General features: G+C 39.6%; 23 protein-coding genes and 1 pseudogene. 8 read left to right on the top strand and 16 right to left on the bottom strand.

What is annotated here, in order from left to right; all coding sequences use genetic code 11:
* Nucleotides 1-57 precede the first annotated feature (57 nt).
* Together NE535_RS00490 and hda are read left to right on the top strand one after the other, a co-directional pair.
* Nucleotides 58-1,146 carry a DUF2066 domain-containing protein gene (locus NE535_RS00490; RefSeq protein ID WP_261296740.1) on the top strand — a complete coding sequence of 363 codons (1,089 nt, stop codon included), beginning with the start codon at nucleotides 58-60 and terminating at the stop codon, nucleotides 1,144-1,146.
* Nucleotides 1,147-1,500: 354 nt separating this feature from the next.
* A complete protein-coding gene (gene hda, locus NE535_RS00485) occupies nucleotides 1,501-2,211 on the top strand; it encodes a DnaA inactivator Hda (RefSeq protein WP_261296739.1) in 711 nt (236 codons plus the stop codon).
* A gap of 52 nt (nucleotides 2,212-2,263) precedes the next feature.
* On the opposite strand, the gene NE535_RS00480 is transcribed toward hda, so the two are convergent.
* The 4 genes from NE535_RS00480 to bepA all read right to left on the bottom strand — a co-directional run bounded on the left by NE535_RS00480 (nucleotide 2,264) and on the right by bepA (nucleotide 6,527).
* Entirely contained in the window at nucleotides 2,264-4,198 is a 1,935-nt protein-coding gene (locus tag NE535_RS00480; protein ID WP_261296738.1) for a PKD domain-containing protein, read from the bottom strand.
* Nucleotides 4,199-4,308: 110 nt separating this feature from the next.
* Nucleotides 4,309-4,689, bottom strand: coding sequence for a DUF2069 domain-containing protein (locus NE535_RS00475; RefSeq protein ID WP_261296737.1), 381 nt, complete (start codon nucleotides 4,687-4,689; stop codon nucleotides 4,309-4,311).
* 6 nt (nucleotides 4,690-4,695) lie between these two features.
* Nucleotides 4,696-5,049 (bottom strand): arsenate reductase (glutaredoxin), encoded by a 354-nt coding sequence (gene arsC, locus NE535_RS00470; protein WP_261296736.1) that lies wholly within the window; start codon nucleotides 5,047-5,049, stop codon nucleotides 4,696-4,698.
* A gap of 32 nt (nucleotides 5,050-5,081) precedes the next feature.
* Nucleotides 5,082-6,527, bottom strand: a complete 1,446-nt coding sequence (gene bepA / locus NE535_RS00465; protein WP_261296939.1) for a beta-barrel assembly-enhancing protease — start codon at nucleotides 6,525-6,527, stop codon at nucleotides 5,082-5,084.
* 157 nt (nucleotides 6,528-6,684) lie between these two features.
* Here bepA and NE535_RS00460 point away from each other — a divergent pair, with 157 nt between their 5' ends.
* Together NE535_RS00460 and NE535_RS00455 are read left to right on the top strand one after the other, a co-directional pair.
* On the top strand, nucleotides 6,685-6,900 hold the full coding sequence (locus tag NE535_RS00460) for a sulfurtransferase TusA family protein (RefSeq protein ID WP_261296735.1): 216 nt from the start codon (nucleotides 6,685-6,687) through the stop codon (nucleotides 6,898-6,900).
* Between the two features lie 44 nt (nucleotides 6,901-6,944).
* Complete coding sequence (locus tag NE535_RS00455; RefSeq protein WP_261296734.1) at nucleotides 6,945-8,024, top strand: AI-2E family transporter; 1,080 nt, start codon at nucleotides 6,945-6,947, stop codon at nucleotides 8,022-8,024.
* 28 nt (nucleotides 8,025-8,052) lie between these two features.
* On the opposite strand, the gene NE535_RS00450 is transcribed toward NE535_RS00455, so the two are convergent.
* From NE535_RS00450 to ggt, 7 genes and pseudogenes are all read right to left on the bottom strand, one after another.
* A complete protein-coding gene (locus NE535_RS00450) occupies nucleotides 8,053-8,313 on the bottom strand; it encodes a Rho-binding antiterminator (protein ID WP_261296733.1) in 261 nt (86 codons plus the stop codon).
* 237 nt (nucleotides 8,314-8,550) lie between these two features.
* Nucleotides 8,551-9,048, bottom strand: a complete 498-nt coding sequence (locus NE535_RS00445; RefSeq protein WP_261296732.1) for a histidine phosphatase family protein — start codon at nucleotides 9,046-9,048, stop codon at nucleotides 8,551-8,553.
* A gap of 181 nt (nucleotides 9,049-9,229) precedes the next feature.
* Entirely contained in the window at nucleotides 9,230-11,296 is a 2,067-nt protein-coding gene (locus tag NE535_RS00440; RefSeq protein WP_261296731.1) for a bifunctional 2',3'-cyclic-nucleotide 2'-phosphodiesterase/3'-nucleotidase, read from the bottom strand.
* 231 nt (nucleotides 11,297-11,527) lie between these two features.
* Nucleotides 11,528-13,713, bottom strand: a pseudogene (locus NE535_RS00435) (M3 family metallopeptidase).
* Between the two features lie 163 nt (nucleotides 13,714-13,876).
* Nucleotides 13,877-14,272, bottom strand: coding sequence for a phosphate ABC transporter substrate-binding protein (locus tag NE535_RS00430; RefSeq protein WP_261296730.1), 396 nt, complete (start codon nucleotides 14,270-14,272; stop codon nucleotides 13,877-13,879).
* 14 nt (nucleotides 14,273-14,286) lie between these two features.
* Nucleotides 14,287-15,462, bottom strand: a complete 1,176-nt coding sequence (locus NE535_RS00425) for a hypothetical protein (RefSeq protein ID WP_261296729.1) — start codon at nucleotides 15,460-15,462, stop codon at nucleotides 14,287-14,289.
* Nucleotides 15,463-16,208: 746 nt separating this feature from the next.
* The gene (ggt, locus tag NE535_RS00420) at nucleotides 16,209-17,927 is read right to left on the bottom strand and encodes a gamma-glutamyltransferase (RefSeq protein ID WP_425347433.1); all 1,719 of its coding nucleotides are present in this window, start codon (nucleotides 17,925-17,927) and stop codon (nucleotides 16,209-16,211) included.
* Nucleotides 17,928-18,062: 135 nt separating this feature from the next.
* Between ggt and NE535_RS00415 the strand changes: the two genes are divergently transcribed.
* Nucleotides 18,063-19,232 carry a GNAT family N-acetyltransferase gene (locus NE535_RS00415; protein WP_261296727.1) on the top strand — a complete coding sequence of 390 codons (1,170 nt, stop codon included), beginning with the start codon at nucleotides 18,063-18,065 and terminating at the stop codon, nucleotides 19,230-19,232.
* A gap of 228 nt (nucleotides 19,233-19,460) precedes the next feature.
* Here NE535_RS00415 and NE535_RS00410 read toward each other — a convergent pair whose 3' ends face one another.
* The 3 genes from NE535_RS00410 to NE535_RS00400 form a co-directional block, all read right to left on the bottom strand.
* Nucleotides 19,461-20,078, bottom strand: coding sequence for a LysE family translocator (locus tag NE535_RS00410; RefSeq protein ID WP_261296726.1), 618 nt, complete (start codon nucleotides 20,076-20,078; stop codon nucleotides 19,461-19,463).
* Between the two features lie 104 nt (nucleotides 20,079-20,182).
* On the bottom strand, nucleotides 20,183-21,223 hold the full coding sequence (gene hppD, locus NE535_RS00405) for a 4-hydroxyphenylpyruvate dioxygenase (protein WP_261296725.1): 1,041 nt from the start codon (nucleotides 21,221-21,223) through the stop codon (nucleotides 20,183-20,185).
* A 45-nt stretch (nucleotides 21,224-21,268) separates the two neighbouring features.
* The gene (locus tag NE535_RS00400; RefSeq protein ID WP_261296724.1) at nucleotides 21,269-22,429 is read right to left on the bottom strand and encodes a homogentisate 1,2-dioxygenase; all 1,161 of its coding nucleotides are present in this window, start codon (nucleotides 22,427-22,429) and stop codon (nucleotides 21,269-21,271) included.
* 231 nt (nucleotides 22,430-22,660) lie between these two features.
* Between NE535_RS00400 and NE535_RS00395 the strand changes: the two genes are divergently transcribed.
* Complete coding sequence (locus NE535_RS00395; protein ID WP_261296723.1) at nucleotides 22,661-23,590, top strand: LysR family transcriptional regulator; 930 nt, start codon at nucleotides 22,661-22,663, stop codon at nucleotides 23,588-23,590.
* Between the two features lie 197 nt (nucleotides 23,591-23,787).
* The gene (locus NE535_RS00390; RefSeq protein ID WP_261296722.1) at nucleotides 23,788-24,543 is read left to right on the top strand and encodes a TIGR00266 family protein; all 756 of its coding nucleotides are present in this window, start codon (nucleotides 23,788-23,790) and stop codon (nucleotides 24,541-24,543) included.
* A 398-nt stretch (nucleotides 24,544-24,941) separates the two neighbouring features.
* Here the strand turns inward: NE535_RS00390 and NE535_RS00385 are convergent, their stop codons facing one another.
* Nucleotides 24,942-25,403 (bottom strand): EVE domain-containing protein, encoded by a 462-nt coding sequence (locus tag NE535_RS00385; RefSeq protein ID WP_261296721.1) that lies wholly within the window; start codon nucleotides 25,401-25,403, stop codon nucleotides 24,942-24,944.
* Nucleotides 25,404-25,562: 159 nt separating this feature from the next.
* Between NE535_RS00385 and NE535_RS00380 the strand changes: the two genes are divergently transcribed.
* On the top strand, nucleotides 25,563-26,330 hold the full coding sequence (locus NE535_RS00380; RefSeq protein WP_261296720.1) for a substrate-binding periplasmic protein: 768 nt from the start codon (nucleotides 25,563-25,565) through the stop codon (nucleotides 26,328-26,330).
* Here NE535_RS00380 and NE535_RS00375 read toward each other — a convergent pair.
* Nucleotides 26,327-26,740 carry a YccF domain-containing protein gene (locus tag NE535_RS00375; protein ID WP_261296719.1) on the bottom strand — a complete coding sequence of 138 codons (414 nt, stop codon included), beginning with the start codon at nucleotides 26,738-26,740 and terminating at the stop codon, nucleotides 26,327-26,329. The genes NE535_RS00380 and NE535_RS00375 overlap by 4 nt on opposite strands.
* Nucleotides 26,741-26,778 lie beyond the last annotated feature (38 nt).

Here is a 26,778-nt window from a genome sequence, read left to right as displayed (position 1 = left end):
TAGATTTTTATTATGTTACACTTTCACCACTTATTTTGATTGCGTTTACGTCACCTAATGCTAAAAAAATTACTTACTTTTATATTCATGACTTTGTCTTTTTCTCATGCTCAGGCATTTGCTGCTGAGGTATTGAAACTTGATGAAGCCGATATTGTGGTCGCTTCTCGTACAGATAGTGCTCGTTCTAGTGCCTTAAAGGAGGCATTGGCAAGTGTCTTTCTTAAGAACTCTGGAAGCCCTAGCGTGGTAATGAACCCTATGGTTAAAGCACAAATTGATAACCCTGAAGCGCTATTGATTCAATACGGTTACAGTCAGGTAAATGAAGACTTAGTATTCAAAGCTAGTTTTGATCACCAAGGTGTGATTAATATTCTGCGTCAGGCTAATCTGCCTGTATGGGGTGCTCAGCGTCCACTGACGTTATTATGGGTCACAATGGCTGAAAATAACGATACTGTGATTTTGTCTGATTCAAGCCAAAACCCTTTAAGAAACGACTTTGCCACAGAGTCGAGCAATAAAGGGATCCCAGTATTACTGCCGTTGATGGATTTAGACGATTTAATGGCTGTAACGCCAACCGATGTCAAAGGCATGTTTATTAATCCTGTTAATATCGCGTCTAGTCGTTATCAAGCCGATTATTTTGCCATGGTCGATATTGGTGAATCTCCAGACAAAGTAAGATTTCAACTCGCTTTATATAATAAGTCGCATTCAGGCACGTTATTACAGCCAATTATCATGCAACAAGGCGAAGCTGTGGATGTCACTGCTGCAACCAAACGCATTGTTACTTTGCTCGCCGATTACTATATTAGCCAATATGCAATAGCATCTTCGGGAAATAATCTTGAAACGTCAGTGAGTTTTACTGGTGTTTCTAGCATGAAACAGATTGTTGAAATTGAAAAATATCTCAAACAACTCAGTGCAGTAAAAGAGGTTGCCGTTAGTCAACTTAGTAAAGAGACCATTACCTACAAACTGGGTTTATTTAGCAGTGTGGAAGATTTACAGCGCTTACTTAGTATTGATACTCGTTTATCTCAAATAGATACACTGGGCGATGCTAACTCATATTTAACGCCGCAAACAAATGATAATGCATCATTAATTTATGAATGGAAAAGCCAATAGTCGCTAGGACCTGTTGATTTTTCAAGGTTATTTTTGCAGCGAATTGTTGGTCATTTATACAAGGCAGAGAATTTGTGGTGTAGTTATTCTACATAATAAGTCGATAACGCAGTACAAATGGCCAACAAATGCGGCCTGAAGGGTTCGGCTAAAAACGTTTTACTCTTTGTTGAATGAGTTTTGGGCGAACAAAGAGTGCTTAGATGACTTGGCATCAATCCATTCGCTTCAATTAAAACGTTTTTAACTCGAACAAAACTCAATCAGCAAAGATCAACAGGCCCTAGTGTTTTTACCTCGGGTGCATTTATGATATGATTACAGCCGCTTTGTGTTTATTTTTGAGAAATTTGAGTGACCCAATCCTCTCCACGACAATTATCTTTGCCCGTTTATTTACCTGATGATGAAACTTTTAATAGTTATTATCCTGCGTCAGGTAACGATGAACTGATCCAAAAGCTTCAAGCTTGTGCTGAGGGAAATCTGACCTCATCTTTGTATTTATATGGTCCGCAAAAATCTGGTCGAACGCATTTGATGCATGCTGCATGTGCACATGCTAATGATTTAGACCGACGTTCTCTATATGTGCCATTAGGTATTCATGCCAGTATTTCACCCGCACTGTTTGAAGGTGTTGAGGCCTTAAACTTAATCTGTATCGATGATATCGATGCGGTTGCTGGTCATCCAGTTTGGGAAGAAGCGCTGTTTCATTTATATAATCGGATAGCAGAACAACAAGACTGCCGCTTAATTGTGAGTGCGAGTGCATCGCCAATAGAAGCAAGTTTTGCGTTACCTGATTTAGTCTCTCGTATGCAGTGGGGGTTAATTTATCATTTGCAGCCAATGGCTGATGATGAAAAATTAGTTGCCTTGCAGCGACGTGCAGCAATGCGTGGCTTACAGTTATCTGATGAAGTCGGGCGATTCTTACTGACACGCATGGCGCGAGACTTGAGAACACTATTTGACGTACTTGATAAATTAGATAAAGCATCAATGGTACATCAACGTAAATTAACGATACCTTTTATTAAAGAAATGCTCCGATTGTAATAACCTAACCCTACTGGGTTAGGTTATCCATTGATATCATCTTCCTTATATACTATCTATGCTGACTGCCGCTAAGCTCTAACGGTCTTTCGTGCAAACTTATATCCTGTTGAACGTGATTGACTTTTTGTGGTGCAAAGCCATTATTTGATATTAAAGTTAAGTTCTCTAGCCATGACCTTCCAGGAGTGAGTGCTAAAGGTGCAGGCAAATTATTTATTAAGTTAGCGCTATCCACTTCAGGTAGTATTTCTGTAATGACAAATTCGGCTCGAGGTTTGATAGTTGATTCGCCAATTCGTCCCCGCTGCCCCCAATTAACGGTTATCGTCGATCCTGATGCATTTTCAGGTGCATCGGTAACTGCAACATCACGTAAAATAGTATATCTATGACTCATTAGAGCTTCTTCAAATAACATGGCGACATCTTCTCTTGTTGAAGAATAAGCATAATAGTCTGAAGCGTGATCAGGTTTAAAGAAGCTAGTTACGTCACTTGGTACATATGATTTCTGGGTTGCATTGGCTATTTCACCTTTAAAGCTGACATTCGCTAAACCATACATTTCGCTGCTTTGCAGAGGTGATAAATTACTAAGCTGATCAGATATTAGTGCTTTGTTATTGGTACGCTTATAAAAATCATCTAATAATGTCGGGCCTTGAATATCAGCATGAACACTGCGCGGAAAAAAATCATTAGCATGGGCTAATTCATGATAAAGCAACGAGGCTAATCGCGGTGTAAAGTCTTCAATAGTGCGATTACTGCGGTTTTCGTAGGGATATGATGAATATGCATATTGATTGTTTTTTACATAACGCCAAGGCATTAAAAACTGCAAATCATTACCAAAATCACTTCGATAATCAGGTGCTTCATTAATACTGTCACGCTCAGAAGGGGTAAGCCATAAATTTTCTGGGTCAAGATATATTGCCCCAGTGACTACCCAGTAAAAAGAAGGGCGTATATCGTAGCTAATAACGATTGCACTAACAGATTGTAATAGGGTGATGAAGTCGCCATGTGGATCTTGCTGTTGCAAAAACAGCTCAAAGTTACGCCCCATCCAATCATGTGATACAACAACTCTGTCCATAATGTCGCTTATGGTGGGGGTTGTCGTCTGTTGTCCTATCAGTGGCAGTTGTGAAATGCTGCAACTGTTGTTAAGTGTATTTGAATAAGTGCATTTGCTTATTTGATCACTATAAACTGAGTTGGATTTATACGCATAAGTGCGTGCTAATGGGGTATCGAAATAGGGGGACGTAATATTGGCTTCATTCGTGACGAGAATATGGACGTCATCAGTGACTGTTTGACCATTAAACTCAGCTGAAGCTCTGATTGAAATAACGGTATCTTGATCTACATTAGGTGCGACAAATAATGGGCGCTCAGTATTGGACAAATCTAAATTTACATTATCACCCGAATAGGTGCACCAATCGATATTGGTTGGCATCTCACCATTAATGCGGGCCAATCTTACACTGACATTATTTCCTTCAACCACCTGATGGTCGCTATTCACTGCAAGGCTAGATTGTTGAGTATTATTAACATTAACCGTCACAAATTGAGTAATATTTGGACCATTTCCGGTGACGGTCAATTTAAATTGATATTCACCGCTATTTGCTGCGGTAAAGCTTAATACTGGAGACATATTGTTAATTAATGATAAACCATCACCAGCAACCTGTTGCCATTTAAACGCCATTCCAGAGGATTTGTTTTCTGTCAGTTGGGCAATAATCACTCCTGGTTGGTTGGTGTGATAAGTTAACTCCGTTAAAAAAGCGATGTTGTCAGTGGTTTCTACAACAGCCCATTGTACAGGGTTATCACATTGAGAAGCCGGTAAGTTATTATCGGGTGGCGGAGTTGGTGTAGCCGCTGAATCTGAGCCGCCACCGCATGCAGTGAGCAAGCTGGCTGTAACAAGAAGTGAGATTATGTTGCGACTAAATACCATGTGTTAATTCCTATGATTATTATCAATTAACTATAGCATGGCATTTTTAACTGCGACAAGATTAAAAAAGCGCCTTTATGGCGCTTTATCATGTCTAATTAAAGTGTATATTAGTTTGTTTTTTCTGATTTTTTCTTTAGACCTAAGCCTAATTCCCGGCCTCTTTTACGGGCATAAAAAGGAAAACCAACCAGTAGTGCAGAAATAAGTACAGATTCAATGACTGCAAAGACTAATGCATCTTCAGTGACGTAAACTAAAGTAAGACCATGCAGTAAATACAAGCAAAGAATAAAGCTTGCCCAGGCATAGGTATAAGGATTGCCTTGAATCACCCCTTTTAAAGGCATTAACAATGGTAATATCCAAATAAGATTGAAGGCTAAAGAGTAGGTTCCCTCAAGACCTTGTTGAATAAACCATCCGGTTAACAATAATACTAGGGCGATATAGCCTGTGCGGCAAAGCTGAAATAAGCTGTAGGTTGTCATCTATGGCTACTCAATTATTGCTAAAACACTTTCAGGAGGACGACCAATAGCCGCTTTGCCATTTGCCAACACAATAGGACGCTCCATCAGTTTAGGTGTATCAACCATTGCTTGAATGAGTTGCGCTTCCGTCAAGTTGGCATTCTGCAAACCTAAATCTTTATATTCGGTTTCCTTAGTTCGCATTAATTGGCGGGCGGTTAATCCTAGTAAAGTGAGGATATGCGTAATTTCATCTACTGAAGGGGGATTTTTTAAATATTCTACCACGTTGATATTATCTGATTTACCTTGCACTAAGGCTAGGGTTTCACGGCTTTTAGAACAACGAGGATTATGTAAAATAGTTATTTTTGTCATAGTATCAACTTTCATTTTGTCTTGAACACGGGTTATTTAAGCGCTTCTAAGTTTCTATCAGCCTCACGAAATTGCCTTATACGGGCTTCGATACGAGCAATTTGCAGTTGCTGACCTTCAGAATGCCGATATGCATAATTTAATTGGTCAATAGCACCTTTATAGTCAGCTGCCAATGCCATCGCTTCAGCATTAGAATAATATTCCAAGGCTTTATTGCCCATTTTACGGTACGCATCTGTCATGATTTGGTATGGGAGTATATTCTGTTTATCTAAAAATATCAGTTCTTCTAACATAGGGATGGCTTTTTTAGGTGAACCTGACTCAACGTAAATATTGGCTAAATTGGCATTAACCACCTGAGATGTCGGCTTGAGTTTACGCTGTGCTTCAAGCAGTACAATGGCATCGTCAAATGCTTTACGCTGGGCAAGTAAGTCTGTTTTAGTATCGATATAGAATAAGTTATTGGCATCTTGTTTGATTAATGTATCGATAATAGCTTCAGATTCTTCATATTTTTTTAGGCGGAATAGCGCTAATGCTTTGCCGTATAATGCAGATTCTTTAAATGCATAAGAGTGCTTTTTAAGTTGCGTTTCAAATAACGAAAGCGCCGCTTCATCATTAAAGCTTGAAAAACGCACTTGAATACGCGATTTGGCAAGTTGATAATTTAAGTTATCGGGAATATACCTGTTTGGATATTGTGCCGCTCGGTTTCGGGCATCAGTAATACGTGATTCAGGTAATGGGTGAGTTAGCAGCATTTGTGGTGGGGTAGTGGTAAAGCGATAACGGGTTGCTAACTCAGCAAAAAAATCGGCAGCACCATTGGGATCAAATCCGGCTTCAACTAGAATTTGCATACCGATGCGGTCAGCTTCTTTTTCATGTAAACGGGTATAGTTTATTTTTGATTGTGTAGCTAAGGCTTGTGTTGTTGCTAAAGCTGCCATACCGGCCTGAGGCGCGGCGATAGTTAATAATATCGCCCCTAATAACCCAGCAATGGTTGCCGTGGAACTTTTTTCTTGGGCCTCTAAAGAGCGCGCTAAATGACGTTGGGTAACGTGTGTGATTTCATGCGCTAACACCGATGCTAGTTCACTTTCTGAATCAGCATTGAGAAATAATCCGGTATGAACACCCACATGGCCGCCAAAAAAGGCAAAGGCGTTAATTTCATCGTTTCGGAGTAAAAAAAAGTAAAAAGGGGTTTTAACCCCAGTTGCGTGGGCAACAAGCTTATTTCCTAACTCTGATAAATATTGATTTAACACGGGATCGTTCAATACTGGTGCTGATGAGCGGATAACCCGCATATAAGCATCACCATAGACCATTTCTTTTTCAAGGCTGAATGTATTAACCGCAGCCGTTCCTAGATCGGGTAAGTCACTATTGGCAAAACTACTGGCAATGTTGGCCACAAATAAAACAGAAACCGCACTGGCAATAAAGGTTTTACTCATGTTTAGCAATGATTTAGTGGTGAAAGATAATTTACTCAAACGACACCCTTAACGCTGATTATTATGTAGAGAAAACCGCACAAGAGTTTACTCTGTTAGCTTGTGGTTTGCTATGCAACTAAGGATAATAGCGTCAGTTTATTTAACGTAAATTATTATGAAACTGATAGATTTAACGACGTATCGTTGTCCATATCCTTTAGTACAGGTAAAACTGTTATTAAAGCAATTGCCACAAGGCGAAACATTGAAAGTTTTACTGTCAGACCCTGGTTCTTGCAAAGATGTTCCCGCTTGGGCTGAAAAAAACGGTTTTCATGTCAGTCTATTGCAACAAGATAAACGCACAATGGCAATTAATATCACTAAATAGGCCTATGTTAGGTTAATTTTTCTTCATTTATACAAGGTTTTGCAATGTTAGAGTTTTTAAAGGAATGGTACAAAACCCGTTTTAGTGATCCACAAGCGATTACATTAGTGTTTATTCTTGTTGGTATAACCTTAACCCTTTATTTTGGCGCTAGTTTGCTAGCACCACTGCTTGTGGCATTAGTGTTAGCTTTTTTATTAGAATGGCCCGTTGCTCAAATGTCAAAATTAGGCATTAATCGCACAGCTGGCGCTTCGATAGTATTGGTCGCTTTTCTCGGCTTAATGTTGATTCTTATTCTTGTTTTAATGCCAAGCATTTGGCGTCAGGGAGTAAGTTTAGTTGCTGATTTACCCAGTATGTTAGATAAGGGCATGCTAGTCATTCGAGATCTTAGCCGTGATTATCCAAAGTTTATCAGTGTAGAACAAATAGATGCTTCTATTAATGAGCTTAAAAAGCTACTTGATACTCAGCACCTGTTAGATTTTGGTAAACAGTTACTGGGTTTTTCTGCCTCATTACTTGTGCTCATGGTATACGCCATTTTAGTGCCATTATTAGTGTTTTTCTTTTTAAAAGATAAACATGAATTAATTCAAGGAAGTAAACGTTTTTTTCCTGCAAATCGCGGCTTGGCCAGTAAAGTTTGGTTTGAAATGGATCAACAGATTTTTAATTACATTCGCGGTAAAGTGATGGAAATTATTATCGTTGGCGTTGTGAGCTATGTGTTTTTTGCTGTGATGGGCTTACGTTATTCTGCACTACTAGGGGTGTTAACTGGATTATCAGTATTGATCCCTTACGTTGGTGCAACCTTAGTGACATTACCCATTGCATTAGTCGCGTTTGTGCAGTGGGGAATAGGACCTGAGTTCGGTTATTTGATGTTAGGCTACGGCATTATTCAGGCATTAGATGGCAATGTGTTAGTGCCTATATTATTCAGCGATGCTGTGGACTTACACCCAGTAATGATTATTGCCGCGGTACTGGTCTTTGGTGGTTTATGGGGAGTATGGGGAGTATTTTTTGCTATTCCATTAGCCTCGTTAGTCAAAGCCGTTATTAATGCTTGGCCACACCATAATGAAAAAAATGCGCCCCTTGATCTTGAATAGTTAGGCCTTGACACTTCACTTGGAAAAACTAGAAATGCACAATACTAAATTGTGCATTTTCATTTAATACCTTTATTGACTTTATGTCGGTCAGTATGACTTCGATATCAACACCATTAATCTGTTTGCCGTAAATGACCTCTTGTTTTATCGGCGTAGCAGTAAAACCTGTGGTGTTGAAGACCCCATTAATCTGTTGACCATTAATGAGCGTTATCAATACGGAGTACCGATATAAGCAGATGACTTCAATATAATCATAAAGGTGGCAAGCAAGAATTTTTGACATTCATCCTCCTGGGATAGATAAATCAATTTAACTAAAGTAGATCATTATTAGCAAAGCGTCCTAGCGAAGCCTAACTCTATGCAACTAAATAATGATTGAATTATGACTTTGTAATCTGCAGGTACATTGAGTTTAAATGGATAAATTTTTGTTGAGATAAAAAGTGAGATATTAAAAATGGCGTTTACATTGAAACGCCATTATTTTCGCAATCAGATGTCACAAGCTGTGCCAAGATTAATAACTGAATCGATACACTGAATTTGTTCTTTTACCATCAATGATATTGACTTCAATAAAATACAAACGATCATAGTCTTCGGTGTAATTCATTTTGTCAAAATCATCTAACTGGCTTAATTTTTTAGCTAATGCAATCATAGTATTGCCATGACCAACAATTAAGTAATGCCCAGGTTGCTGCATTAATGTTTGGCTGAATCCTGCAAGATCGCTTGGGTCATAGGACGTCACTGCTAAGTTTTGGTTTTTGGCCGTAGGCTCGGCGGTAAGTTGAGTGCGGCGGTAATCTGTGGAATACACTTTATCAAGTGGTATATGTTGCAGCATATCAGCAAGTCGTTGCGCTCTTAGTGTGCCTTGCTCATTTAATTCAGGATCACTGCCGGTTTGCTTCTCTCCGTGACGAACCAATATAAATGTCCATTTTTGAGCGTTATGATTGTCACTTTGAACTGTTGGGTTGGTTTGCGCTGAGCTAACGACTTGCGCCATGCTATTCATACTTAACAAGCTAAGACAAAAAACGGCAAAAATTGTAAAACGAGTTGATTTTAGATGATGAATCATGTGCATACATTCTAATAGGGAAGATGTGCTTAATCATAGCACCGGTATAGCCAATGTAAAATAATGCCCTACAAAGGTAGGGCATTGGTCTTTGTAACATCCAAAACTATCTTACTGGGTCATTTTGCAAATCGATACTATAAATTGCAAAACCGGCTATCGTCCCCTCAACCTGTTTTTTGACCATTTTACGTTGCTGATTAGATTGAATGAATGTGTCAGCTAATTCACTGTCTTGGGTTTCAAAGCGCACATCTAATTGAATTGATGTGTTGATGGTTTTGAAGTCCCAGTTGTAGTCCGCGGTCGGATTGACCGCCGAGTTATAACCACCACTACCATCTGGCTGTGATTGTGCAGTGATATAGGCTGCTAAAGCGGCACGATTTTCATCAGGAAGCTCTAAAATCACATGTTCAGGACCAGTTCCTGCGAATGCGCCGCCAAATGCGCGATAGTTGTTCGAAGCAACTATAAACTCCATTGCGTCTAGTTCATTGCCAGAAAATGAATTACCCTCAGTATCCGTATAGGTTAAATCTACAATACGGTTAGCGTCAGCATTAACCACTTTACAATTACGATCGAATTTAGATGGTTGTGTCACATCAATTTTGTACGTCACGCCATCGATAGTATCGAAATTATATGTTGGGTGGCCAGCTCGATTGATTAAGTTTTGTGGCGCAGTAATATTTGGATTGATTTGATTAAATTGATTTGCACTACACTCTAACCAATCTTTTAACTCTGCACCATTTGCTTTAACTGCAACCATAGTATTCGGGTACAAATACAAATCAGCAGCATTTTTATAGGTTAGATCGCCTTTTTCTACCATAACATATTGAGCAGCATCCCCTTCTGAGTATCTTCCACCCGCTTTGAAAGGTGCTGAGGCTGACAAGATTGGGAAATCTTTTAATTCTGATGGCAATTTTGCTTTTACGTTAGCAATTTGGGCATCAGATACAATTTGTACCGTAGGATCGTCTTGAACCAATGATAAGAAACTGTACATGTCACCGGTAGATTTACCTATTGGTTGGTTAACATATTCAAGTGTACCTTGGTGCTCTGCTGCAATGGCATCACGAATGCTGTCTTCGCCAGCCACCAATGGCGTTTTGCTAGCATTATCATAGATAGGGCGGGCCTCTGTTTGTGATTCATCGTGGATAACCACCCACTGGTTGTCTTGTTTACGCAGTTTTAAATCAACAATCCCTAAATTATCTCCCCAACGGCCAGGCATAACCGCGGGCACGCCATTTAATAGACCTTTTTCGACATCAGTATTTGGCAAGCTTGCATAATTAGCATGTGGGAAAATAGAATGACTGTGGCCAAACATAATTGCATCAATGCCATCTACATTGGTCAATGCGAATGTTGCATTTTCAGCCCAAGCATCGCCTGGGTTTTCAGGTGAACCAATGCCAGAATGGGGGATCGCAATAATCACATCTGCACCTTTGGCTTTCATTTCGGGTACATATTTGTTGGCCGCTTGGGTAATACCGATAGTTTCAACTTCACCTTCAAGGTTGGCTTTATCCCAAATCATGATTTGTGGTGGCACAAATCCGATATAACCAATGTTAATGGTATGTTCATTACCTTGGGTGTCGATAACGACTTTTTCTTTTATCAAATAAGGGCTGAACATTGGCTCTGAAAATTGAATGTCATTCCAACATCCCTGTTTATTTGCACAGATTACGTTAGCACTTATGTAAGGAAAATCAGCACCTTCAAGTGATTTTTCGAGGAAGTCTAATCCATAGTTAAACTCATGGTTACCAATATTCGCGACATCATATTCCAGTGTGTTCATCGCTTTGTAAGCGGGGTGAGTGTCATTTACACCTACGCTAGCCATGTAATCACCCATTGGGCTGCCTTGTAATAAATCGCCGTTATCCACTAACACTGAGTTGGTTACTTCATCTCGTGCGGCATTAATCAAACTAGCGGTACGAGCTAAACCGATAGTGGGATCGTTTTTACCTGAATAATAGTTAAAGTCCATGAGGTTAGTATGAAGATCAGTGGTTTCCATCACGCGTAAATCCACTTCAATTAAACCGACGCTGTCATCATCGTTGCTACCGCAAGCTGATAAACCGAGTGAGCTAGCGATAATAATCGCAAGTATTTTTTTGTTATGCATTGAAATATTTCCTGTTTGACCCCAGGGCGATATTGCCCTTGCTTTAATAACAACCATATGATTATATTTTGGTTTTTTATTTTTAAAGCGGGCAAATTATATCGAATTTCAATGAAGTAAATGTGACGTGAGTTTGTTTTTTCACGTATCAATTTGTTACTGATGTATTTTAAAACAGTTAAAAAAAACATCACAAATGATGTGATGTTTTTTTGATCAATCCAGAGGTGTTTAGTGTTTGTCTAACAAACCTCTTGAGCGAAGTAATGGTTCAATACCAGCATCTTTACCGCGGAATTTTTTGTAAAGTAACATAGGATCTGCACTACCACCGGTAGATAGGATATATTGACGGAACTTATCTGCGGTTTGCTTATCAAAAATGCCATTTTCTTTGAATGCTTCAAAGGCATCAGCACCTAAAATATCCGACCATAAATAGCTATAGTAGCCAGCGGAATAGCCTCCAGCAAAAATATGTGAGAAATAGGTACTGCGATAACGAGGAGCAATTTGTGGAATTAAGCCCATTTTAGTTAGCGAATTTTTTTCAAATTCTGCCGCATTATGAATGTCATTGCTTTTCAAGGTATGCCAGTCTAAGTCAAGATAAGTTGCAGCCATATACTCAACGGTTGAAAATCCCTGATTGAACTGACTTGCCGCTTGAATCTTCTCAACTAACGCTTGTGGGATCACTTCACCTGTTTGATAGTGTTTAGCAAACTGGGCCAGTACTTCAGGTTGAGTCATCCAGTTTTCCATGACTTGAGAAGGAAATTCTACATAGTCCCTTGGCACGTTAGTCCCAGATTGAGAGCGATACTTAACATCAGATAATAACCCGTGTAAGGCATGTCCAAATTCATGGAATAGGGTACTAGCCTCGTCAAAGGTTAATAAGGCGGGTTCACCAGCGGCGGGACGTGGATAGTTCAATACGTTTACAATAATAGGCTTTGATTCTACACCATTCATGTTGTATTGCTGGCGATAAGCATTCATCCAAGCTCCGCCACGCTTTGAACCGCGGACAAAGTAATCACCCATAAAGATACCCATTAAACTGCCATCTTTATCATAAACTTCCCAAGTGCGAACATCTGGGTGATATTTGGGTAAGTCAGTGCGTTCTTTAACCATAATACCAAATAAACGATTGGCGGTATAAAATACACCTTCAAGTGTGCTTTCTAGTGAGAAATAAGGCTTTGTTTGTTGTTCGTTAAAGTCATATCTAGCAACACGGATTTTATCTGAGTAATACCACCAGTCCCATGCTTCAAGCTTGAAGCCACCATTTTCACTATCAATCACTTTTTGTAAGTCATTAGCTTCGGCTTTAGCTTGCTCTAAAGCGGCGGGCCAGACTTTATTCAAAAGGTCATACACATTTTCAGGGGTGTTAGCTGTTCGATTTTCAAGTACAAAATGGGCGTGAGTTTCATACCCCATTAATTTTGCACGCTCAGCGCGTAAGGCCGCAATTTTAGCTAAGGTTGTTTTATTGTCATGGGCATTATCGTTATTGGCTTGTGAGATGTAGGCTTTGTATATTTTCTCACGCAATTGACGATTATCGGCATAGGTTAAGAAAGGCGTAATTGAGGGGCGATGAATAGTGAACACCCATTTACCTTCATGACCGAGTTTAATGGCTTTTTGGGCTGCAGTGTTAATTGCGTCATCAGGCAAGCCGGCTAAATCTTTCTTGTTATCAATAACTAATTGGAATGCGTTGTTTTCTGCAAGCACATTATCACCAAACTCTAAGTTTAACTTACCAATTTGTTCGTTTAAATCGCGCAGCTTTTGTTTGTCTGCAACCGATAAGTTTGCGCCACCTCGGGTAAATGATTTGTAGGTATCTTCTAATAACTTGCTTTGTGCCACGTTTAAATTCAGTGCGTCTTTTTGTAAATAAACCGATTTTACACGTTGAAATAATCGATCATTTAAGAAAATATCATCGCGTGCTGAAGATAACATCGGTGAAACTGTTTTTGAGATTTCTTGTAATTCAGGATTGGTATGCGCACCAGTGAGGTTATAAAACACACTGATAACCTTAGTTAATAAATCTCCTGAAAATTCCATTGCTTCGATAGTATTGGCAAAAGTAGCAGGCTGCGGATTCTGAGCTATGTTTGTGATTTGTAGCTTTTGCTCAGCAATACCCGCTTCAAATGCTGGTAAATAATGTTCAGGTTTAATTTTATCAAAATCCGGGATCCCAAAAAAAGTATCATACGGTTTGAAAAAGGATTATGAGCATGTTGAGACACAGCCGTATTTTGATGCTCGGCATTTGATTGTGCTGAATTTAACGCTAAGCTAGAGTCGCTGCTTGAACAGGCACTTAATGCAATGGCCAAAGAAACAGCTGTGACAATTGGTTTGAGGGTTAAGCCCTTCATTATTATTCCCTTCTATATTATTAGTGTATTTTTCAGGGATTATTTTAATGGTTTTAAAATTTTTTTAAGCTTTAGTTTGTAACAAAAAAAAACGATGTAATGCACAATTGCATTACATCGCTTTGATACAAGGCCAATATTACTTGGCTTAAATCCATTAAGATTAAGGTTTTAAAATGACTTTCACGGTGCCATCAACATCAGCTTCATCAATATAACCAATAGCATTTGGGTTTGATGCTACAGCGGCTTTCATTGCAGCAGCTGAGGCGACTGTTGCTGGTGGATTACCTTTACCAGTAAACACCTGCTTAGACCAAAATGCCTTCAATTGTGCATCAGATTTACCAGTAACAGTGCTATGAAACTCTGAGCGAGTGTTATTGCCTTCATCTAATTCATACACAACTAAACTATTATCGCCTTTGCCTAAAAATGCTTTTTTAGCATCTGACATCGACATATCACCAGTAGCATTATTACCAATAACAACTACACCTGCTGAGGCCGTAAATGCAACACCTAAACTGAGCGCGAATACACAGAATAACTTTTTCATATCATCGCTCCTTTTTAAAATACTGCATCGAATTTGACGGTATACACTAAAGTATCATCGAATTGGAATTGTTTAGTGAATGGATTGATCACAGGGTTAGTTTCTAAGCCTCCATTTGTATCACCAAAGTCTGTTGCATAGGTTAAATCAAATTTTATTGCAACATTATCAATGGCATCCCATCGTAAACCCAAACTGTAAGCTGTACGTTTCTCATTTAAACCAAGAGAAAGTGGTAGGGCTAATTGTGGTGGCAGATTAGAACGGACATCGTCATCAGTGGTTTTAACATAGGCAATAGTAGCATAGGGGGTAAACGATTTAATTCGATACCCAACCGTTAAATAACCTGATTCGTGGTCAGATAATAAACCATCAATTTCAACGGTAGTCCATTCAGCAATAGCAATAACAGAACCATTGTCGAAACTGCCACCCAAACCGTTGAATACAGCTTGTTCATTATCAATAATTAAACCATTGGCTTCGCCATCTAAGTCGGTTTGACCATATACGGCTCGGAAAGTCCATGTAAGATCTGTCCAAGAAACATTGGCACCCATGATGTTTGATAAATCGAGATCGCTATTTGGCACGGTTGATTCACCACCAAAACCTTGAAGGGTTAATGTCGAATCTTCAAATTCAAAATCGTATGAAATATCACCACCTGTGTAGGATGAGAAAGGAACTTGGTCATAGACTTCAGTAGGTGGACGAGCAAATGGCTGTGCATAACCCACATCTAAGTAATCAGAATACATAAACAAGGGGACGCGCAGTTTACCACCACGAATTTTGGTTCCATTATCAAAACGATGAGATAAATAAGCCCATTCTGCTTCGACATCCCAATCATTTTCGCCTTTCATCATCAACTGTAAAACAGCCTGAGTCTGGTTACTGATATTGAAAGTACCTTGAAAACCAATTTTGCTGTCTTGAGAAAAGTCAGCGCTAGAAGAGGCTCCGTTATAACCAGCATCATTATCTGAGCTGATGTAAGCACCACTGATAAAGCCGTTAAAGTTAAACTTTTCGGTTAAACTTTTGGTTTGTTGAGCTTGTAAAGCCTGAACTTGTTGCTCTAGTTTTGCTACTTTTGCATCGGTAGCTTCATCTGCAAACGCTGCAGCAGGTACTAATGCAATAGAAATCGCTACCGAAAGCGCTTTCACGTTAAAGTGCATAGGGTTACTCCTTTATCATCACTCAAAGTGCCCAAAGGGCTTATTTTTATGTTTAGCTATACTTATATAGCTAATTTTTTGATATCTCACCAATTTATAAGTCAGTTATCGAATTTTAAATTCATAAATATAGCTTAAATCGATTTATGTCTATTTTTATAGCTGAGGTGAATTTGTCGATAATTGTATGCTTTAGCATCAACCATATGACAGATTCAAAAGTAATATCTATATAATCAATGTCTTATTCTTTTAAAGCCACTCGGCTATTTTACGCCATGATGTTTATCATATAGGTACCACAACAATAATACGCATACTTATCGACTAGTTAGTGCATTTACTTTAACATTTTTCACAAAATCATCCAAAATCAATACTGGTTGGGATGGGCTACATAAATTAACCTCTCGCTAGGGATATTAAATACACATCAAACTATCTTTTGCATAGCTATCTGTGTATTTACTTGCAATAGGCCAGCTATAGACGCGCTAATTCGCCTTGTTATTAGCATGCAATTCGAGCTTGTCTATAAGTGGTTTAATAACTAAATTTCAATTAGTTATCACATAACCCGATTTGAGGTTTAATGAATAATGATGCAGGTTTGTGTTTAAGGCTGATATAGAAGTGGTTTTGAGTAGATTTGACTGTAAATTTTAGGATAGTTGTTAACTCTATCTTGTTATGTAAAAGGGCAGAGAGCGCATACATCAACACTCTCTGACCAACAGGTGAATGCCTTAGTAACCAACGGCGGCAGATCCCGCTCGACGAGGATCGGATGATCCATATTTACCTTGTTCAGTTATCATAATTGATTGCGTGCTGCCAATAGATTGTTGCACTTTCACTTTATGGCCTTTGGCTTCAAGTAAAGAAATAGTGTCCTGATTCAAACTACGTTCAACCCACAAATAGTCAGGTAACCATTGATGATGCACCCTTGAAGCAGCACTGGCTTCGGCAATGTTAAGCTGGTGATCAATTACATTCATAATGATTTGCAGTGTGATATTAATAATTCTTGAGCCACCAGGACTACCTGTAACTAAAAAGGGTTTACCGTCTTTCATCACTATGGTTGGGCTCATTGAGCTAAGCGGGCGTTTATATCCCTTGACTGAATTAGCATCTCCGCCAATAAGACCGTAGCCATTGGGTACACCAGGCTTAACCGAAAAGTCGTCCATTTCATTATTGAGTAAAATGCCAGTGCCTTTTGCTACCAGCCCAGAACCATAACTGAAGTTAAGCGTATAGGTGTTTGACACGGCATTGCCCCATTTATCGACCACTGAGTAATGGGTGGTTTGTGGGCTTTCATACCCATTGATATTACCGGGTTTTATTTCGCTACTTGGGGTAGTTTTATTCAAGGCTATTTTGTTTGCTATGTTATGGGCATAGTCTTTGTTAATGAGGTTGTTAATGGGGACGTCGACAAAATCAGGATCACCTAAAAACTCACTGCGATCAGCATAGGCATATTTCATTGATTCAGCCATGACATGTAATGTTTGAGCGGTATTATGGCCAAATTTATCAATGGGAAATTGTTCTAACACATTAAGCATTTCAATGATGTGAAGCCCACCTGATGACGGCGGTGGCATAGAAACAACTTCATAGCCTCGATAGGTACCACGGATAGGTTCTCGTTCAACGACCTTGTAATTTGCAAGATCCTTGAGCGTCATGACACCACCAGCTTGCTGAACCGAGGCGACAATCTTTTCTGCTGTTTCCCCTTGGTAAAAGCCTTTACTGCCTAGCTTGGAAATCAGTGACAATGAATGGGCTAATTCCGGTTGGATTAATTGGTCACCGACCTCAAAGTTACTGCCATCAGCTCGGTAGAAAATAGCCGTTGAACTTGGCCATTGGGAGATTCTATTTTTAGTGCCGACCAATGAATTGGCAAGATCTGATGTTATCTCAATGCCATTTTTAGCCAGTTCTATAGCCGGAGCAACAATTTGCTGTAATGACATGGTGCCATATTGCTTTAACGCCAGTTCCATTCCCATAACCGTACCCGGAACACCAACGGCAAGGCCGTGTTCTCGACTTAATTTATCAACAGCATTGCCTTTTTCATCGAGAAAAATATCTTTGTGTGCTTTACCTGGCGCGGTTTCGCGATAATCAATAGCAATGGTTTTGTTATCTTTTGCGATGTGAACAAGCATAAAACCACCGCCGCCAATGTTCCCTGCGCGTGGCAAGGTAACCGCAAGTGCAAACCCAACCGCCACAGCAGCATCAACGGCATTCCCACCTTGCTTAAGGATATCAATGCCAATTTGACTGGCGATAGCTTCTTGACTGACAACCATGCCATGTTTAGCAAAAATAGGCTGGGCGGTAGCCATTTCACTGAAGATTGAATCCTCATTTGCGTTAACATACGATGGATAAAAACTGGCTGTGGTTAAACTAAAACTGACCACGGCTGACAGCAATAATGGGGTAAATTTGATAGTTGAATACACGGATAATCCTTAAGTCGTTCCCTGAATCGTTCGACTGTGCCATAGCTGCAATAAAATTGGTATGCTGTAGCGGAAAATTGGTTAAATAATAAGGGTAAAGCATTGCAGCAAGCATTTAACATAGCTGAAATTAACAATATCGATGAGATTGGTAAAGCGCAGTGGCAGCAATGTTTTAGCGATGATAACCCATTTATTAGATTTGAGTTTTTACAGGGGCTTGAAAGGGCTGGTTGTGTGGGAGCCGCCTCAGGCTGGAAAGTATGTCATCTTGTAATCAAAGAAGCCGCAACCCATCAAGTGCGCGCCATTGTGCCAATGTATGAGAAAAACCATTCGTGGGGCGAATATGTATTTGATTGGGCGTGGGCAGAAGCCTATGAGCGCAACCAACTAGCTTATTATCCCAAATTAGTTACCAGTGTGCCGTTTATTCCCGCCACAGGTCAACGATTTGGGTTTGATATAGGTGTGTCTCAATCCATGCGTAAGGTCATATTAATGGCAATTTGCGAATACCTCGAGCAAAAAATGCTTAAATACGATTACTCATCTTGGCATGGCTTGTTTATCAATCAAGAGGAACAGGCTTTATGGCCGCAAAATATTGGCATTACACGTAAAGGCACTCAGTTTCATTGGTTGAACAAGGGATATAGAGATTTTGACGATTTTCTAGCTTCAATGACATCCAGAAAACGTAAAAATATCAACAAAGAGCGCCAATCGTTATCTGCGCAACAGTTGAATTTTACGTTTGTTTCAGGTGTCGATGCCACCCTAGCGCAGTGGCATCACTTTATAAGATGTTATCAATTGACCTACCAAAAACGCTCTGGTCATCAAGGCTATTTAAATGAGGCGTTTTTTTTGGGGCTGCGACAATCTATGGGGGAGGCTATTCGATTATTGATTGTGACAGATTGCCATCAACAAATGATTGCAGCCGCACTGTTTTTTGTGTCTAAAACTCATTTATACGGCCGGTATTGGGGGACGTTGGTTGAGATTGATGGGCTGCATTTTGAAACTTGTTATTATCAGGGTATAGATTATGCGATTAACAACAACTTGGGCGTATTTGATGCTGGGGCTCAGGGCGAGCATAAAGTCGCAAGAGGATTTGAGCCAATAGCGACTTATTCAAAACATCTGGTTACTCACTCAGCATTTAACGATGCAATTAATGATTACTGTCAGCAAGAACAGCGGCACATTACCATATATATGGCACAGATTGCACAGCAGCTGCCATTTAAAAATAAGTCATAATGACAGTTCATTCACTCAGCCGAAAACAATGCTTGAGCAATTTTAAATTGATACAGTTTGAGCGGGTAGAGCTGTTGTTTGTATAGCAGTAACATATTTCGCTAAAGACCTTACATCAGATCTTGCGCCGTAGTTTACTATCAAAATAAAAAGCTTAACTCGGAAAAGTGCGACCATTAAATACTATTTGCCACTCAGAAAGGTTTCACATTAGAGGATAAATAGACATTATCCCAATGCTAACCAGATCCCTACCAGTAACATTAAGCTGCCCGCAATACGATTCATCCAGCGAATATTATCGCCTCGGGATAAAAACAATCGCAGGCTTTTGCCGCCACTAGCGTAGGCAAGCATAGATAAAGACTCAGTCACCATAATAATGCCAAGCAACACAAACAATTGTGGAGCAACAGGCTTATCAAGGGTAATAAATGGTGGCAATAAAGAAATCATGAATGCCCAGCCCTTAGGATTAGCAATTGCAGTAATAAATCCTTGGCTGACTAAACTTAACCTGCGAGTATTAACTTGCTGACCGTCTATCACCGCCATTTTACCCCGAGCTCGCCACATATTAATGCCGATATAACAAAGATAAGCGCCTCCAACCCACTTTAAAATATCAAACATTTGTGGGTAGTTAAGCATAATGCTGGCAACCCCTAAAACGGCAGCTATGGCCACAATGGCAACACCAACTAGTTCACCTATCATCATCCATAACGTCCGGCGCACACCAATACTCATACCTAATGTCATAGCTAGTGTCATGCACATGCCTGGGGTGATAGAGACAAAAAAGAAGGTTGGAATAAACACAGCGAGTACAGCGTAATCAGGCATATATAAGGTCTTTATCAATAAGTAAGCAGTGAGTGTAATCCGCTTAATAAACAAAAACCAGCGCTCGGCTGGTTTTTGTAAAACGAAGTTTCGTTATGATGTTATTACAACACACCACGGCGAACTTGGTCGCGTTCGATTGATTCGAAAAGCGCTTTAAAGTTGCCTTCACCAAAACCTAGGTTATTTTTACGTTGAATGATCTCGATAAAAATAGGACCAAATAGGTTTTTAGTGAAAATTTGCAACAAATAACCATCATCATCACCGTCGACTAAAATTTGATGATGTTTAATACGTTCACGGTCTTCAGTGACTTGAGGTAGCTTATCGAAAATCGTGTCGTAGTATTCAGGAATGATATCCAAGGTTTTAATTGCTGTGCCTTCCATCGCATCCAAAGATGCCACGATATCACGGCTTCTAAAGGCTAAATGCTGAACTCCAGGACCATTATACTCACCTAAATACTCATCAATTTGGTTGTTATTGTTGCCTTTACCTTCATTGATAGGAATACAAAAACTGCCATCTGGTGAACGCAGTGCATAAGACACTAATGCCGTTTGAGCACCGCTTATGTCAAAGTAGCGTACTTCAGTGAAACCAAAAATATCCTTATAGAAGTTAGCCCATTTATCCATAGTGCCTTTATAGACATTATTGGTTAAGTGGTCGACTTCCATAAAGCCTTTTTCTGGAGTGATGATTGGTTCATCTAAATCAACAAAATCAGTAGCATAAATATTGTTATCAGCACCAAAGGTGTCGATAAAATAGATCAAGCTATCGCCAATACCATAAATAGCTGGGTAGGCCATGTCTTTTTCAGACTCTGCTGCAGGCTTTGCACCACGCTCAACAGCCAATTTAAATGCTAATTGCGCATCTTCCACTCTCCAACCCATTGAACAAATTGCAGGACCGTGTGACTTAGCAAATTCTGCCGAGAATCCGGCACGACTTTTATTCAATAAAAAATTAATGTCATTTTGCTTATAGTAAGTGATATCGTGATCTTTGGCTTTCTTTAACATAGAGAAACCAAAATCAAGAAACACTTGATGCATAAAGTCGGTATCTGGGCTGGCAAATTCAGTAAATTCGATGCCTAAAAGTCCCAGTGGGTTTTGTTCGCTTGCCATGTTGTTATTCCTCGTTATATTTCAACGCGCTTCACACTGAGTGACTTAGTTTTCTAACCAAGAGCGGTTGTAGTCTTCACTCATGCAATTTTTAACATGGGAAGTAAGATTAAGTGGGGCGAAAGTATCGACCATCACTGCGTATTCGTAAGTGTCTTTTTTACCGATAGATGCTTCAGTTCGCCCAGGCTGAGGGCCATGTGGCACGCCTTTTTGATGTAACGTCATGAAGCCTGCTTCAATACCTGTACGACTCATAAAATCACCATCGACATAATATAAGACTTCATCACTGTCGATATTGTTATGGTAATAAGGCGCGGGTATTGATTTTGGGTGGAAATCATATGGACGTGGTACAAAATTACACACCACAAAATTATGTGCGGTAAACACTAAATGATCCGAAGGTGGTAAGTGGATTTTACCTACTTTGGGTGCATACTCAGCGATATTAAATGCCCAAGGATAAACACAGCCATCCCAACCGACTAGGTCAAATGGATGCCATTCCAAAGTCATTTGCTGATATTTATCACCAAACTTACACACCAAAGGAAATTCACCTTTTTCTACAATGGCATCGGTTAATTCAGGTGTGCGAATATCACGTTCACAATAGGGCGCTGATTCAAGTAATTGGCCATATTCATTACGGAAATGTTTAGGCACTTCAACCATAGAAAACGACTCAATAACAAATAAACGTACATTACTGTAATCATTGAAGGTTAATTGATAAGTTGTGCCACGAGGGATAACTAAATAATCCCACTTTTTGACTTCAATGACTCCATATTCGCTGAGTAATTGACCTTCGCCCTCATGTACAAATACCACTTCGTCAGCATAGGCATTACGGTAAAACTCATGGGTGCTATTGGTCACCTTTGCAGTGTAGAGGGCTACATCACTGTTATAAAATATTTTGTTACGGCTACTAAAAAAATTACCCTCACAATCAGCGATGCGAGAATCTAGCTTATAATTTTGAATGAGTGAGTCTTGCCACTCTTGTCCATGGTCTACAGCATAAGGCACCACATTGATCGCCTTCGTCGGCATGTTGTGATGGTATTTATTAGAATAAATATTTGAGAAACCATGGGTTGAGAATAACTCTTCTCGGTACAGCTCGCCATTGTCTTTTTCGAATGCGATATGGCGCTTTGTGGGGATCTCGCCTTGTTTTACATAAAATGGCATAACAGCTTCCTTAACCCGATGATACAAACACTCAATCTCATCTAACGCACGATTAGCGAAAATAATGTGATCTATGTTGCATAGATTCATTCAATTTAGTTGCTTGGATGAACAAAAAAAAGAATAATAAACCGTTAGACTCAATCAGTTTTTTAGATTGTATTTAAATTGATACACCTCTGGCAGTTATTCGATACAAAAATCGAATTTTACACGATAAAGGACAGTTTTATGCGCATAGATGTAGATGCATTTAAGGTTTTACAGGTATTAGTTGAAGAAGGGAGTTTTGCTAAAGCCTCAGAAAAACTGCATAAGGCACAGTCTGCGGTGAGTTATCAGGTTAAAAAGTTAGAGCAGCATCTTGGCGTGAGCCTATTTAACCGTGATCAATATCGTGCTGAGTTAACTCCAGAGGGGCGAGTGATTTTGGCAGAAGGACAACGCTTGTTGCAGCATTTAGCGAATATAGAGCATCTTGCTAGTCGCTTCAGTGAAGGCTGGGAGCCCAAGTTAGAGTTAGTCATTGATGGCGCGTTACCTATGGAACCCATCATGACAGCTTTAAAGCGCATGGCTGAGCATAAAGTGCCAACCAAGATACAATTGAATATGGAGTTTTTGGGGGGCGTGCAACACAGGTTTGAGCGTGATAATGCCGATCTTATGCTGGTAAAAGATTATCTAGCTGGTCCCAATTACCATCCTAAAGCATTGCCGACTATTACCAGTATTTTGGTTGCCAGTTGCCAACACCCCTTGGTTGCCCTTAAAAATGTCAGTCTAACCGAACTACAACAACACGTTGAGTTGACTATTCAAGATTCGTCACCGCAAAGATTAGTTCGAGATGAAATGCAGTTTGGTGGAGATAAAGTTTTTTATTTGTCGGGGTTTATTATGAAAAAAAATGCCCTGTTAAAAGGACTCGGTTTTGGTTGGATGCCAGCATTTTTAATTCAAGAGGAATTACAGTCCCATCAATTAAAACCCGTTGATTTTATTGGCGGTAATCGATTCAGTTTTACACCACAATTGGTTTCGACACTTGAACGGCCATTAGGGAGAGCTGGACAGTTATTCACAGAGTTAATTCTTGATGAGTTTACCCGCTTTGAGTTTCAAGGTTCCAAAGAGTTAAATACAACAGGGCTAGGATGATTTAGATAACATATGGATAAGATGGATTCAATATCACAGGCCATTCTACTTAATATTATCTTGCAAAATGCCTAGCAGAGCGGTTCATCAGCAAGATATCGGCGTGTTAAGCTGAAATACAATGTTGACATATTATGTCAACACCTTTAAGTTGTTTGAATAATTAATTCAGTAATTCTATGTTACAGGAGTGACTAATGAGTAAGCAGTGCCACGAAGTGGATTTTGAAATCATCGGCTCAAGTATGCAGTTAGTCGAAATTGAACTCGATCCGCAAGAAACCGTCATCGCTGAAGCTGGGGCGATGAATTATATGGAGCAGGATATCGCCTTTGAAGCCAAAATGGGCGATGGCTCAGAACCTGAATCAGGTTTTTTCGGAAAAATACTCGGTGCGGGGAAACGCGCATTTACTGGTGAGAGTATTTTTATGACTCATTTTACTAATGAGGGCCATGGAAAACGTAAAGTTGCATTTGCAGCCCCTTATCCTGGTAGTGTGTTGGCCGTCGATTTGTCAAAGCATCAAGGCGAAATCATTTGCCAAAAAGACAGCTTTTTAGCCGCGGCTTTAGGCACTAATGTCACGATGAAATTCAATCGTCGCTTAGGCGCAGGCTTTTTTGGCGGTGAAGGTTTCATACTACAAAGTTTAAAAGGTGATGGCATGGTGTTTATTCATGCTGGTGGCACCTTGATAAAAAAAGAACTAAAAGGCGAAGTACTGAGAGTAGACACCGGCTGTTTAGTGGGTTTCTCACCAGGTATAGATTATGACATTCAACGTTCTGGCTCATTAAAATCAATGGTTTTTGGTGGTGAAGGGCTATTTTTAGCCACGTTACAAGGCCATGGAACTGTCTGGCTACAATCATTACCTTTCTCGCGCATGGCAGATCGCATTATCGCTCATGCACCTTCAAAAGGCGGTATTGCCCAGGGCGAACAGTAATGAATATCCATGAGTGTTACTGAGGCCTGTTAAACTTCGAGGTTATTTCAGTGAGTGGTTGGTCATTATTACTAGGCAGAGTTGCAGTGTAGAGATGCTACATAATAAGTCGATAACCGGTAAGAGTGGCCAATAATTGCATCCAGAGGTGTGCGGGTAAATCTGTTTGACGTTTTGTTGCTTGGTTTTTTCTATAACCAAGAAGTATCCTTTACCTCAATTAACACGTTTTTAACGCTAACAAAACTCAACCAGCAAAACTCAACATGACTTAGTGACACCATGTAAAAACTGCGACTCATATAACACTATATTATTTGTTAGTTGTTATATGAGCCCGCTCTATATTCTATCGATTTGTCGCTTTTTTCGATGTAAATGACTATCGACTTAAATGACTATCGACTTAAAAACATAATATGCTCAAACTCTTCTGTTGATACTGGCTGTACACTTAACCTTGCCCCTTTAGCGACTAAAACCATACTGGTTAACCGTGGATCGGCTTTCAGCTGCTTTAGCGAAATAGGCCGGTTAAACTTTTCCATAAAATGTAATTCAACTTGAATCCATTTGGGGTTAGCGATGTCGGACTTTTTATCAAAATAAGTGGAGTTGATATCAAAAGCGCTCATATCGACTGTTGCCGCCTGGCTTACCTCTACTAATCCGACGATAGCAGGAACTTTACAGCTGGAGTGGTAGAAAAAGACTAAATCATTTTGCTTTACCTGATCTCGTAAAAAATTTCTCGCTTGATAGTTTCGAATACCTTGCCATGCTGTTTTTTGATCTTTACTCAATTGTAAATCATCAATGCTAAATTCATCTGGCTCTGATTTCATCAACCAATAATTCATAAGTTTCACCAAAAAATGAGTCTGTACTATTATTGAATAATAGTGTTTATTTTATATGCCGTTAAGCACCTGCTATAAAGATATTATTTGTGGCAATTTAAAAAACGGTTCAATTATTATATCACTGAATTATCGAAGGTAATTTTTTAAGGGGCATAAATGGTTTCAATGCTAAGCCGTCACAAGCTTGCTTATAACATAGGTGCAATCGTAATCCTGTTATCTGCGCAGTTAACGGCAGATACGCTTGAGCTGTCAACTTTAGAGTGGCCGCCATTTACTGGAGTCAATCTCATTGAAAAAGGCGTGACCAGCCAGATCGTGCAGCAGGCACTTAGTTATGAAGGGCATGAGTTAAAAGTGTCGGTATTGCCTTGGAACAGAGCAATTAGAGTCGCCAAAAAGGGGGGCAATAGCGGTTATTTTCCTGAATATCTTAATGTGACTAATGATTTTATATTCTCAAATTCTTTAGGAAGTAGTCCGATAGGGTTATTACAACGAAGAAGCACCCCAATAAAGTTGACGGTCTTATCAGATTTGAATAACTACACTCTCGGTGTTGTGAAGGGATATGTTAATACTGATGAAATAGACAATATGATTAGAGATGGGCGACAACCCTTTGAAGAAGCTAATGATGAACGGCAGAACATCTTGAAATTAGCCGCTGGAAGAATCGACGCTATTGTTATTGATTACAATGTCTATCAATATCTTCAGCATGAACCTAAGATAGCGGGGATTTCGCACTTACTGCAATTGAATTCTAAGCCATTGGCACTAAAAAGTTTGCATATCGCTTTCAATAATAATGATCAAGGCCGTAAATGGCAGAAAGTGATTAATAGGGGGTTATCTCAATTTGATGCACAACAAATGATGGATGCTTACTTGATTGAATCAAGTAAGCATCAAGGCCATTAACATTGCTCTGTTGGTACAATTGTTTGACCAATTGGCGTTAAGCTTAATAAGGCAAGTTTCAAGTGTTGTATACCAAATGGAATACCAATAATGGTAATAAAACAAGCTAAGGCATGGGTTAAATGGCCTATCGCTAACCAAATTCCGAAGAATAAAAACCAAATAATATTACCAACCATTCCCATTGTGCCTGTGCCTAAATCATGTTCACCCGTTAACTGTCTGCGATTAACGGTTTGCTGACCAAAAGGCCAAAAAGCCATTTCGCCTATAACGAAACAAGCGCGGCCAAATGGAATACCGATTATGCTGATAAAACACAATATCCCAGCTAACCACCAGGCTAATCCCATTACAAAACCACCCAGTACAAACCATGCAATATTAAATATCAGCCTAAAAATAGCCATTTGAGTTCCTTTTTACAGTTTAAATTCAATCACATTTA

Origin of the sequence: Shewanella holmiensis, from assembly GCF_025370255.1 — a bacterium.
In the GTDB taxonomy this organism is placed as follows: domain Bacteria; phylum Pseudomonadota; class Gammaproteobacteria; order Enterobacterales; family Shewanellaceae; genus Shewanella; species Shewanella holmiensis.
Note: the sequence above shows the minus strand (reverse complement) of the source record. Positions and strands in the feature narration are given on the sequence as shown.